Genomic DNA, 12,036 nt, shown 5'->3' with positions numbered 1-12,036 from the left:
TATCAAAATTCAAACATTTTTCAGGCGGGCGAAGCGTAGCGGTGGGCATTCCTTCCGCTACGGGTTCGCGCCCAGCAATTTACCGATCACAGTGCTCCGGCTGCTGTTTTGTCAAAAACGCCGCCGCTCAAATGAGTTGTGACATTCATCGCTTGTAATACCGGCAAACCATCGGGGCCGTGGGGATAATCAATCACGCTAACGGCTCCGTTTCCTTGTTTGAATTTCCAGAAATGTTCGGGTTCTAAACCGAATAGGTGGCAGAGAATTGCTTTGTTAATGGCGTCGTGAGCAACGACAATCCCAGTACCAGAAACTGATTGTACGATTTCTCGCCAAGCTGCGATCGCTCTCTGCCAAACTTGCTGCAAATTCTCTCCTTCAGGCATTTGCACTGTTTCAGGAGATGTTTTCCATTCTGCAAGCAAACCCGGATAGGATTGTTCGATTTCTGATTCAAACTTTCCTTCCCAAAGTCCGTGGCTGATTTCTCTCAACTCGTCGCGCAGTTCCAGTTGCAAACCGCCGTGATATTTGAGAATAATTTCCGCAGTTTCTTTCGGGCGCAGCATGGAACTGCTAATCGCAAAATCTAATTTTACATCCTTGAGAAATTCTGCCGCCCGCCGAGACTGTTCGCGGCCGTTATCGTTGAGAGGCACGTCAATTTGCCCTTGAAATTTACCTGCTTTATTCCAGTCGGTTTCGCCGTGACGCACCAGCAACAATCGCGGGCCTTGGTGTCCGTCTCTCGGTTTGGGAAAAATTTCCCCGGTATGGGAAGTTAAATTCAGGGATTCTAATTGAACTGGAACTTTCTTTTTTGGCTCTCCTGGCTCGTCGGTGGTAACAGGGGAATATCCAAAATTAAGGACGCTAATGCCGCAATTTGACTGCTGAATAGATTGGTAGTAATTCGGGTTAATTTCCGACGCTGTAGCGATGAGAGCGCGGTTGATTCCGTTATGACCTACTACTAGAATTGTGCCGTCCCGGTGGCGCGATAAAAGTTCTTGCCAAAAATGACGGGCGTTAGCAAAAATTGCCAATACGGGAAAGTGTTCGATTTCTCCGTCAGCAGATGGCAGTTTCATGGAAAATTTGTCTGGCTGTTTTTGCCACTGCTGATATGCTTCGGGGAATTTGTCGATCGCATCTTGGCGCAACATTCCTTCCCACAGAGGCAAATCGATTTCCATCAAATTATCAGTTGGTTCGAGTTGTGGCGGATTTGTCAAGCGCGACAGGATGATTTCCGCTGTTTCTTTGGCTCGTTGCAGGGGACTGGTATAGGCGGCATCAAAGGCGATACTGCTGAGTGTGTCGCCTACTTGCAGGGCGGTGTTGCGGCCTGCTTCTGTCAAAATTGATTTATCGAGGCGGCCTTGGATGCGGCGTTCTTGATTGTAGGTGCTTTTGCCGTGACGGACTAAGATAATGCGAGTCATTCGATTTTAGATTTTAGATTTTAGATTTTAGATTTAGCCTGCTACCCCGCTGCGCGTGCGCTGTACACACCTTACCCATACATGGCGGAGCGAGGATTTGTGGCGTAAGTCTTGTTGAGGCGAGTCAAAAAGATGAGCCAGTGAAATTTTACCAGTTGTCGGGATACTCTCGTCTGCAACGACCTATGATTAAAGACGGAAAAGATTTAGCCACGGATTCGCGCGGGACGGAAAAGCAGGAATGACACTGAAGCGGGTTATTTTAGGTATTTTAACGGCGATCGCGATCGCCCTGGTCGGTTTATCTTTACTTGCTAGTTGGAACCAGCCGCAAATTCAAAGCCGGCTGGAACTCTACCAGACAAATTTGCTGCTTCACGCCTCTGAGTGGCAAGGAGAAAATAATCAGAGTGCTAATTTAAGTTCGGCGCGCAACAATATTGTCGGTGCAGATCCTTTAAATACGGCTTTGACGCAATATCAAGAAGCGCGAGACTCGACTCGCAAAACTCTCGAAACAACTCAAGCACAAGTTAAAGAAATTCAGTCTGCCATCGCCTCTAAGTCTGATGATAATACTCTGAGTTTGGCTCAAAATAAGGCGGCGTCAGAGTCAATCAAGCAACAGTCAGGGCTGCTAAACGAACTTGACTTGCGTTTAGGAATTTTGCAGGCAAGCAGCGGCAAAACTGAGGCTGCGCTCGAAACTTGGACAAATTTAGTTGAGCGCTACAAAACTAAAATAGATGACGACTCTTCGGTGGTAACTGCTCAAGTTTTAACGGGAATTTGGAGCAATCCGGCTCAACTGCTGCCGGATGCCGAGCCGCGCATTCAAAAGTCTTTGGATGGCTGGTTTCGCTATCGCGCTCTCGCTCAACTTTACAAGCTGCAAGAACGTTCTAAAGAACTGGTGGCGCTGCAAGCCGCAGAGCAAGTAACGGCCCAGCAAGCTGTAGAAAAGTTGGCAATTGTGGTTGGGGTTCCGGCGATCGCACTTTGTATTGGCACGGTTTTGCTGGTTGGTTTGACCGTGCAGTGGCTGTTGCAGCGGAAGCAGTTAGAGAAAGCAGATCCGGGGCCACTGTTGGCGCGCAATGCGAGCTTGACTTGGGATGTGCCTTGGGACGGTGAGATTGTTTGGCAGGTGCTTGTGGTCGGCTTTTTCTTTGTCGGGCAAATCTTGATTCCCTATTTGTTGCTGCCTGTTTCTCTGGCTGTTTTAAAACTCAACCCAGCTACTTTTGACCCGCGCGACAAGGCTTTTTATATCTTTGCTACTTATTTGTTGCTGTCGGCTGGGGGGCTTTCGGTACTGTATTTTTCGGTTAAGTCTTTTTTGCCTTTGCCGGAAGGTTGGTTTCGGATTAATTGGCGGGGAAATTGGTTTTTGTGGGGTTTTGGCGGCTATTTTGTTGCTTTGCCTTTGGTAGTTTTGGTGTCGCTGATCAATCAGCAATTTTGGCAGGGACAAGGTGGCAGTAATCCGATTTTGCCGATCGTTCTCGAAGGTAGGGACAACGTGGCTTTGGTGGTGTTTTTCGGCACTGCTGCGCTCGCGGCTCCGGTTTTTGAGGAAATCGTGTTTCGGGGCTTTCTGCTGCCTTCTCTGACTCGCTATTTGCCCGTTTGGGGGGCGATCGCAGCTTCTGCTTTCTTGTTTGCTGTGGCTCACTTGAGTGTCTCTGAGATTCTGCCTTTGGCGACTTTGGGTGCGGTTTTGGGGTTTGTGTACACGCGCTCGCGCAATCTACTTGCTCCTATGCTTCTCCACAGTCTTTGGAACAGCGGTACTCTCCTGAGTCTGTTTCTTTTGGGCGGCGGCGCGAGTTAATTGGGACGGTTGTTAATAATTGTGAATTAATTGGTTTTTTTTGACAGCGATGGTCAGGGTGATCGACTCTTGCCAAAAACAGCAGTAGGGTGATCGGTGCGCCCCTGATATGTAGTCCGGTAAAATAACCGGAATGTCATTAGGGGCGGCTTCACCCTAATCTGTAATATCAGCCACAGATCCAGCTCGACGGGCCCCGGTTCCTTACTTGAGCGGAAAAACAGGGTTTAACATGGAAGTAATATCTGGTCGGCTGATGATTGAGAGACTCACCCGGGCGATCGCACCAAACGGAAGTTGACAATCCGGCTAATTTATAGCTAGATTTTAATTTAGGATGAGGCTTAAACCCATGAGCAATTTGAACAGCCGCAACTTAGAGGGAACGCCTAGTTGGATGCGTTTCGCACCCTACGCAGCCTTGGGCATTTTAATATTTTCTCTCAATTCAGGCAGCGAACTAAATTATTTCTTGAGAGGCTACTTGGTTATTCTACAAGCTCAAGCCGGTATAGTTCTACTGTATTTTGCGATGTCTAAGTTTCGCAAAAACCCCAATAAATGAGTAAAAATTAGTAAAATTACTTACCTCGATCGTTCAAGGTCGTGCATTCAAAGTCGATGGCGGAAGTTAAAATAAAAAACTGGGGAAAGTAAAAATGGTAAAAGATAAAACCGTAGCAGTTCTGTTAGCTTTCTTTGTAGGAGGTTTCGGAATTCACAAATTTTATTTGGGCAATAACTTAGCAGGGGTATTATACTTGCTATTTTCTGGCACATTAATTCCGTTCGTGATCGCGTTTTTCGATTTTCTTGGGCTGCTGCTGATGTCGGAACAAGCTTTTCAGGTTCAGTACAATGGCGGCACGTTGCCATCTGGGTATGTCCTCAGAGCGGCAAAAGATGTAACCGGGGCGATCGGCGAATTGAAAAAACTTTACGATATGGGCGCAATTACGGCCGAAGAATATGAAGAAAAACGCCAAAAACTGTTGCGAGAATTGTAATTAAGAAGAAAGAAGGAAGAAGAAAGCCCACTATTAAAAAGTGGGATTGAAATAAGTAAGTGTGAGATCACAGCTATTTAAGGGTAAAATTAAAGTGTCTCAAGATTTATACTGGCTGCGTCAAACTCCCAACTGGGTGTGGTATTCTTTTATTCCCTACTTCGGCGGATTGGCGATCGCCTATGCAGGCCAAAAGTCAAATATTCGTAGTTGGATGGGATGGGGTGTTGGCATTACTTTAGCAGCACTAGCGGTATCTTCTTCAGTTAATTTGGGTACGATCGTGTGGATTGCTCAAATTGTCACTGCTTTTAGTTTGAAAAAGCGCTATCTGATCAAAACCGCACCCAGAGGTTTACTGGTTCCGGCGAGTGCGACGAATGCCGAAGAACTGGCAAACGTGCGCGGCCAAATAGATATTAACGAGTGTACCAAAGACGATATGGTCAGAATCTTGGGTTTGCCGATCGTCTACGCCAACGATATTGAATCTTTGCAAAACGAAGGCTACATTTTTACCTACGCCGAAGAGTTATCACAAATAGCCGGAGTTCCCGAAAGTCACGTCAGACGAATCGCCCCGATGATTTGCTTCAGCTACAATTATCAAAAAGAATCGCAGTTTACTTGGAAACGGTTAAATATTCTTTCGCCGGAAGAGTTAATTGCCAGCGGTTTAGATCGATATGTTGCGGAAAAAATAGTTAGAGAAAGGCAGAGAAAAGGCGCTTACAAATCAGTTGTCGAAGTCAAGCGACGGACGGGACTGCCTTTTGATTCCTATCGCCATATTTGTTAATTTGGAGTTGTTAGCACTAACCGCTTATGCCAAAAAAATTAGAAGTTTACCGACAAAAGTTGTATGATACATATTACCTGAGATGGATGGAAACCACTGTGGAAAAGTTGCAGGTTCGCGACTTCTAAAACGTTAACTGGGAAAATCTGATTGCAGAAATAGAAGAGATGGGGCCAAGTGAACGCCGGAGTTGAGAGAGTAATCTGGTGGTAATTCTCCTGCACTTGCTTAAATGGCAATTTAAACCGGATCAAAGAAGCGGTAGCGTTTCTAAAATCTAAAAGATAAAATCTAAAATGGATTGATTTTCTGCCAGATGAGGTGATTCAAGGGTACTATGGCAAAAAACTTGATCGCCTCCTGGTAATTGACATTAAATGCACCTGCTGGCAAAAATCTCCCCCAGCAGGCGGGCTCAGCGAAATTATAAAAAAAGTATTTATCCTCTTGACATTTACAAAAAATAATGATATTTCAATATATTGTGAAACTCGTACTTTTCCCTAGCATCAACTCCAAACCAGGGTAAGTTTTCAAGAATCTGCCTTAAATATCAGTGGTAAGCTATCTGAATTATTATTATTGAAATGCAAAACGACACAATAGTAGCAGTACCGCTAACATCAAATTATGTCTGACTCTCCTCCATCCCAAATCTCCCCAGAAGCTGCACCGGAAAGTGCTGCTACCGAAAACCGCACTGCCAAAACTAGGCAACTGTTGGGCATGAAAGGGGCCGCTAGCGGGGAAACTTCCATCTGGAAGATTCGCTTGCAATTGATGAAACCGATTACCTGGATTCCCCTAATTTGGGGCGTGGTGTGCGGGGCGGCGTCTTCTGGAAACTATGTTTGGAACCTAGAGAATTTCTTGATCGCAGCAGCTTGTATGTTGATGTCAGGGCCGTTGCTGACCGGGTACACTCAAACTTTGAACGATTTTTACGATCGCGACATCGACGCCATTAACGAGCCCTACCGTCCGATTCCCTCCGGTATTATCTCGATTCCCCAAGTAGTAACGCAAATTTTGGTATTATTAGCGGCTGGCATTGGGGTGGCTTATGCTCTAGACTTGTGGGCGGGTCATGAATTCCCAATAATGACGGTTTTGACTCTCGGCGGCGCGTTTCTAGCTTATATCTACTCTGCGCCCCCGCTGAAACTCAAGCAGAATGGCTGGTTGGGAAATTATGCCCTGGGTGCTAGCTACATTGCCCTGCCTTGGTGGGCTGGTCAAGCTTTGTTTGGTACACTAGATCCCACCATTATGATCTTGACCCTGTTTTATAGTTTGGCAGGGCTGGGGATTGCGATCGTCAATGATTTCAAAAGTGTGGAAGGCGATCGGCAATTAGGGTTAAAATCTTTGCCAGTGATGTTTGGCATTAGCACCGCAGCTTGGATTTGCGTGTTGATGATCGACATATTTCAAGCTGGGATTGCAGGCTACCTGATCAGCATCCACCAAAACCTTTACGCTGTCATTCTGCTACTGCTGATAATTCCCCAAATTACTTTTCAGGATATGTACTTTTTGCGTAATCCCTTGGAAAATGATGTTAAATATCAGGCAAGTGCTCAGCCTTTCCTGGTTTTGGGTATGCTGGTAGCAGCCTTGGCACTGGGTCATGCGAGTTAAGCAGAGTTTTGAGGTTTGAGTTAAAAAATTTTGAATACAAAAAATATAATTCACTTCTCAAAAAAATACCAAGCTCTGCAGCGTTAAGAAAAGTTTTGAATTTGGAGTTTTGAATTAAAAAGTTTTTAATTCAAAAAATCTAATTCAAGGCAGCGTGTTATTCAATAAAAAATGTCGAATTAAAAATTAAGAATTTAAGAATGCTAGCTTTTTAAATTTTTAATTTTTAATCGGACTTGATGAGGTTTGAAGGTCTGAACGTGGCAGAATTTTTCTCAAATATCAAAGATACATTGAGCAAAGTCACTAACGCAATAAGCGGTAATTCCGATCGAGAACCGCCGAAGCCTGCGAAGGGCAATAAGCTCAACTCGCCGAAATCGGAGGCGGAATTTTATAGAGGGACAACGGCGGAAAGATCGGAGTATGTGGTATCAGAAGAGGCTGCACCTCTAGAAGAGTCTGAATTAGAATCAGAATATTTAGAATCAGAATATTTAGAACCAGAATACGATAGATATCCAATAGTCAAACGCGAGTGGGAAGGGTTGAAGCGCTTAATTGCTTGGTTGGAAATTGAACCTCAAGTTACCAGCTTGCAAACCAAGGGAAAAGAATTGCTGCGGCCGGGATTAACTTTGCTGGGAACTAAATCACCCCAAAAATCGGATAGTAGCGAATTGCCGGAAAATAGCGAATCGCAGAACACCCAACTGCAGATAAATACGGCACTACAGGAAAATAGCGCACCTCAGGCAAATATTAAAAAACGGATCTCCCGCCCCCCTCGATTTTGGATAAGTTTAGGTGTGGCCAGTATAGGCGGGGGCGCTTTAATCTACAGTTTATGGATTTTGTACACCTTAGACAAAGGTTTGCCGGATGTTAACGATTTGTCAGCGTTTAACCGCGACGGAACGCTGACAATTAAGGCGGCAGATAATACGATTTTGTTGCAGTCGGGGCCTGCAACTAGAGATAAACTGAAACTTAAAGAAATTCCTGAACAGTTGGTTCAAGCTTTTATTGCCATAGAAGACCGCCGTTTTTACAAACATCGCGGGGTGGATTATCAAGGTATTGTGCGATCGATTGTTTCTAATTTGGTAGCCAGAGATTTAGTGCAGGGCGGCAGTACAATTACGCAACAATTGGCTCGGGTGGTTTTTCTTAATCAGGAAAGAAGTATTAGGCGGAAAGTTCGGGAAGCTCTTTTAGCTCAGAAAATAGAGCGGGAATTGAGTAAAGACCAGGTTTTAGAAAGATATTTAAATCTGGTTTATTTGGGTTCGGATGCTTACGGAGTGGCAGATGCAGCTTTGGTTTTCTTTAGCAAAACAGTCGATAAATTAACTTTGGCAGAGATGGCAACTTTGGCGGGTTTGCCGCCGGCACCGAGCGAATATTCGCCTTTAGTTAATCCGGATATGGCTAAGAAACGCCGCAATCTTGTGCTACAAGAAATGCAGGAAGCGAAGGTAATTACAGAGGTTCAGGCGAAGGAGGCAATGGCGGAACCTATAGCGGTTAAACCAAGTCCGCCGAAGCGATTTAATGTAGTGGCCCCTTATTTTGCTAGTTACATTCGCAAGGAATTGCCGCGCTATGTTTCTCTGGATGCTTTGGAAGCGGGCGGTTTGACTGTCGAGACGACGGTGGATTTGAAGTGGCAGAAAATAGCGGAAAAGGTGGTTAAAGATGCGATCGAAGTTGATGGTCGCCGTCAGGGTTTTGAACAGGCCGCTTTAGTTTCTATGGACACTAAGACTGGGGAAGTTAAGGCGCTGGTAGGAGGTGGAAATTTTAAGGAAAGTCAGTTTAATCGTGCTACGCAGGCTTTGCGGCAGCCCGGATCGACGTTTAAAGGGTTGGTTTATGCCGCAGCGATGGCGGCTGGTTTTTCTCCCTATGACAGTTACGAAGACGAACCAATTATTATCGACGGCTATCAACCGAATAATTATGGCAAAAAATTTAGCGGTTGGCGATCGATCTCTGATGCTTTGACGAGTTCGGTGAATGTCGTAGCTGTGAAGGTGTTGATGGATGTGGGGTTTGAACCGGCGATCAAAGTAGCCAACGATATGGGGATTAAGTCTAAATTGAGTCCGATTTATTCCCTGGCTTTGGGTTCTTCAGAGGTGAATTTGCTGGAGTTAACTAATGCTTACGGTACTTTAGCAGCCCAAGGGAATTTTATTGAAGCCCACGGAATTAAGCGGGTGATTAATCAGCGGGGAGATGTGATTTATCAGGCTAAATTTAAACCGAAGCGGGTTTTGGATAAGGATAGTGCTGCGATTACGACTTGGATGTTGGAGGGCGTTGTGCAAGAGGGTACGGGGGGACCTGCTGCTTTAAACGATCGCGCTGTAGCGGGCAAAACCGGTACTTCGGAAAACGTGCGGGATTTGTGGTTTATTGGTTACATTCCGCAGGTAGTGACTGGCGTTTGGTTGGGGAATGATGACAATTATCCCACCTGGGGAACTAGCGGTACGGCAGCTTACAATTGGCGCGATTTTATGAGTCAAGCAGTTAAGGGAATGCCGGTTGAGAAGTTTCCAAAGTTGCCGCAGTTGGAGGGCCGCAAAGGCAGTATTAAGGCGAAACCGGTGGAGCCTAAGAGGATTATTCGGGGGATGATTGTGAATGAGGATGGTGCGATCGTGCCTTACAATCCTAATCCTGAACCGAAGTATTACCCACCGCAAGAGCCTGCTTATCAAGAGCCTGCTTATCAAGAGCCTGCTTATGAAGAACCTGCTTATCAAGAGCCTGCTTATGAAGAACCTGCTTATCAAGAACCGGGATATTAAACTATCGGTTTGGAGTAAGGACTTTACTGCTTTTTCAAGTGCTTTAGCCTCACCATAAAAAAGCCGTCCATGTGATGTCTGTGCGGCCAAACTTTCACCCATCCTTCGGGTGATGACTGTACGGGTAAATCAATTGTTGGCGGTTCTATTTGCCAGTCAGGATTGCTGTCTAAGAACGATCGAATGACTGTTTCATTTTCCAAGGGATGAATTGTGCAAGTTGCATAAACTAATACGCCGCCGGACTTGACAAATGTCGCTGCATTTGCTAGTAATTCCGATTGCAGTTGAGATTGTTGTTGAATGTTTTCGGGCGTGTGATGCCAGCGGGCGTCGGCGCGGCGGTGGAGGGTTCCGAGGCCGGAACAAGGTGCGTCTAGTAAAACTCTGTCTGCGAGGTTAACAAACTCTGGGAAATGGCGGCTGTCTCCGGTATGAATTTTAATGGATTTCATCTGGAGTCTGTCTGCATTTTCTTTAAGTTTTTTGAGTCTGCTGGCGGTTTTGTCGCAGGCATAAATAGTGCCTGTATCCTGCATTAATTCGGCGCTGTGGGTGGTTTTTCCCCCCGGCGCAGCGCAGGCATCGATGATAGTTTCCCCGGGCTGGGGCGCTAGTAAATGGGTGACTAATTGAGCGCTGCTGTCTTGGATTGTCCACCAACCTTCGCTGTATCCAGGGAGGTTTTTAATTGCGCCGATGCTGCCATTTAGTCTTAATGCTTGTGGTAAGTGCGGGATTCTGCTAACACTAATGTTTTGGGATTTGAAGGCGGTTTCAATTTGGGCGATCGAGCTTTTTAAAGGATTGATTCTTAGGTCAATTGTGGGGGATTGGTTGAAGCATTCACAGAGTTGTTCGGTTTCGGTTTCGCCTATTTGTTCGATCCACAATTTCACCAGCCATTCGGGAAAGCTGTGCAAAATACCTAGGCGTTCAACGGTTGATTTATAATTAGTAACTGTTAATGGGTTTAAGCCGTTATCTGTTAAACGGATGTATTGGCGCAACAAACCGTTGACAAAACTGCTGAGTCCGGAAAATCCGTTTTCTTTTGCTAGTTGAACGGTGGTGTTGACGGCGGCGGAGGGGGGAATCTGGTTTAGATATTCGAGTTGATATAACCCTAAATGTAGGATGGTACGGAGTTCGGGTGGTTGTTGGGAGGATTTCTTTGTAGCTAGTTTGTCGATGATGAAGTCGATCGATCGCATTCTCCTGACGCTACCGTAAACTAATTCTGTCACTAAACGCCGATCGAGGTCGTTGAGTTGAGAATTGCTGAAAGCGCGATCGAGTGCGGTATCTGCGAATGCACCGCGGCGGTGGACTTCGCGGAGTGCGAGAAAGGCTATTTGGCGGGGATTTTGCATAACATATTACATACAAGGACTTACACAATGTTAAGTGTATAGTGTAAATTGCTGCTTATCTAAATTATTGCAAGTTTAGTTTTCTGCTTATTCTGGTTTGGTTGACACCAATGGTTCTAATAAATGGCGTTCTTCTATGGCAAGTTCTAGCAAAACTCGTCTGTCGCCCTTTGTTTCTTTATAGCGGACAGCCGCATTCAGCAGGCGGATAGGAATTTGGAATTGTTCGTACTTGCTGGTTAGTTCTTGCCACAATTCTAACCAAGTGCGTGCGGATTTGTCGCTTACTATTTCTGACATTAGCGCGGGGATGTTTCGCACAATTCCCTGTCCTAAGACTGAGAGATATTTGTGTTTTTCGTAAACTGCAATCAGGCTGGTGATGCGAGTCTGACATATCGCTTTATCCTGCGTGTTCGCGAATAGGTTGTTGATAATTAACTTGGCATCATCTGCCTCAGCTTCATCGCCTGGTTCTAGGCGTTGGAATGCGTCGTCTAAGGTGGCGATGCCTTCATCCCAACGATTTAATCCAAGAATGGCAATGGCACGATTGAAGAAGACGGATGAAGATTTATCACCAAGTTCGATCGCTTTGTCGCAAGATATTAAAGCTTCTTCATAGCGGCCGAGATTATCCAGCGTCCAGCCTCGGCTAAACCAAGCCCACTGATCATTGGCATCAAGTTCGAGCGCCCGATCGTAAGATACTAAGGCTTCTTCATAGCGTTTGAGGTTGTCGAGTACATCGCCTCGCTTAGCCCAAGCCCACTGATAACTGGCATCAAGTTCGATCGCCCTATCAACGGATTCTAAAGCTTCATTGTAGCGTTTGAGGTAGGTGAGTACATTGCCTCGATTAGTCCAAGCCCACTGATAATTGTCATCAAGTGCGATCGCCCGATCAAAGGATTCTAAGGCTTCTTCATAGCGTTGGAGGTTGTCGAGTACATCGCCTCGCTTAGCCCAAGCCCACTGATAATTGGCCTCAAGTTTGAGCGCGCGATCACAGGATTCTAAGGCTTCCTCATAGCGTTGGAGGTTGTCGAGTACATCCCCTCGCTGAACCCAAGCCCACGGATCATTCTCGTCAAGTTTGAGCGCGTGATCGAAAG

9 protein-coding genes are annotated in these 12,036 nt (G+C 45.8%); 6 read left to right on the top strand and 3 right to left on the bottom strand.

The annotated features are described in order from the left end of the window. Positions 1-86 precede the first annotated feature (86 nt). Entirely contained in the window at positions 87-1,448 is a 1,362-nt protein-coding gene (locus tag QUA42_RS07670) for a histidine phosphatase family protein (protein WP_333136554.1), read from the bottom strand. A gap of 241 nt (positions 1,449-1,689) precedes the next feature. Between QUA42_RS07670 and QUA42_RS07665 the strand changes: the two genes are divergently transcribed. From QUA42_RS07665 to QUA42_RS07640, 6 genes are all read left to right on the top strand, one after another. Next, on the top strand, positions 1,690-3,282 hold the full coding sequence (locus QUA42_RS07665) for a CPBP family glutamic-type intramembrane protease (protein ID WP_333136552.1): 1,593 nt from the start codon (positions 1,690-1,692) through the stop codon (positions 3,280-3,282). A gap of 352 nt (positions 3,283-3,634) precedes the next feature. Next, positions 3,635-3,847, top strand: coding sequence for a hypothetical protein (locus QUA42_RS07660; RefSeq protein WP_333067199.1), 213 nt, complete (start codon positions 3,635-3,637; stop codon positions 3,845-3,847). Between the two features lie 94 nt (positions 3,848-3,941). Further along, positions 3,942-4,289, top strand: coding sequence for an NINE protein (locus QUA42_RS07655; RefSeq protein WP_333035309.1), 348 nt, complete (start codon positions 3,942-3,944; stop codon positions 4,287-4,289). A gap of 94 nt (positions 4,290-4,383) precedes the next feature. After that, positions 4,384-5,088: a helix-hairpin-helix domain-containing protein gene (locus QUA42_RS07650; RefSeq protein ID WP_333136550.1), complete on the top strand. Its 705-nt coding sequence runs from the start codon at positions 4,384-4,386 to the stop codon at positions 5,086-5,088. A gap of 630 nt (positions 5,089-5,718) precedes the next feature. Next, positions 5,719-6,729 carry a chlorophyll synthase ChlG gene (gene chlG / locus QUA42_RS07645; RefSeq protein ID WP_333136548.1) on the top strand — a complete coding sequence of 337 codons (1,011 nt, stop codon included), beginning with the start codon at positions 5,719-5,721 and terminating at the stop codon, positions 6,727-6,729. 239 nt (positions 6,730-6,968) lie between these two features. Beyond that, entirely contained in the window at positions 6,969-9,548 is a 2,580-nt protein-coding gene (locus tag QUA42_RS07640; protein WP_333136546.1) for a PBP1A family penicillin-binding protein, read from the top strand. A gap of 23 nt (positions 9,549-9,571) precedes the next feature. On the opposite strand, the gene QUA42_RS07635 is transcribed toward QUA42_RS07640, so the two are convergent. Together QUA42_RS07635 and QUA42_RS07630 are read right to left on the bottom strand one after the other, a co-directional pair. Further along, positions 9,572-10,921: a 16S rRNA (cytosine(967)-C(5))-methyltransferase gene (locus QUA42_RS07635; RefSeq protein ID WP_333136544.1), complete on the bottom strand. Its 1,350-nt coding sequence runs from the start codon at positions 10,919-10,921 to the stop codon at positions 9,572-9,574. Between the two features lie 87 nt (positions 10,922-11,008). Continuing rightward, positions 11,009-12,036 (bottom strand): tetratricopeptide repeat protein (locus tag QUA42_RS07630; protein WP_333136542.1); only part of this gene is annotated, 1,028 nt, incomplete at its 5' end.

Source organism: Microcoleus sp. Pol11C2, assembly GCF_036701505.1.
Classification (GTDB): Bacteria; Cyanobacteriota; Cyanobacteriia; order Cyanobacteriales; family Microcoleaceae; genus Microcoleus.
This window is presented reverse-complemented; position numbering and strand designations above follow the sequence as displayed.

Excerpts from the sequence above, each read along its gene's own strand:
- QUA42_RS07635 (WP_333136544.1), bottom strand. The coding sequence starts at position 10,921 with ATGCAAAATCCCCGCCAAATAGCCTTTCTCGCACTCCGCGAAGTCCAC.
- QUA42_RS07670 (WP_333136554.1), bottom strand. The coding sequence starts at position 1,448 with ATGACTCGCATTATCTTAGTCCGTCACGGCAAAAGCACCTACAATCAA.
- QUA42_RS07665 (WP_333136552.1), top strand. The coding sequence starts at position 1,690 with ATGACACTGAAGCGGGTTATTTTAGGTATTTTAACGGCGATCGCGATC.
- QUA42_RS07640 (WP_333136546.1), top strand. The coding sequence starts at position 6,969 with ATGAGGTTTGAAGGTCTGAACGTGGCAGAATTTTTCTCAAATATCAAA.
- chlG (WP_333136548.1), top strand. The coding sequence starts at position 5,719 with ATGTCTGACTCTCCTCCATCCCAAATCTCCCCAGAAGCTGCACCGGAA.
- QUA42_RS07660 (WP_333067199.1), top strand. The coding sequence starts at position 3,635 with ATGAGCAATTTGAACAGCCGCAACTTAGAGGGAACGCCTAGTTGGATG.
- QUA42_RS07655 (WP_333035309.1), top strand. The coding sequence starts at position 3,942 with ATGGTAAAAGATAAAACCGTAGCAGTTCTGTTAGCTTTCTTTGTAGGA.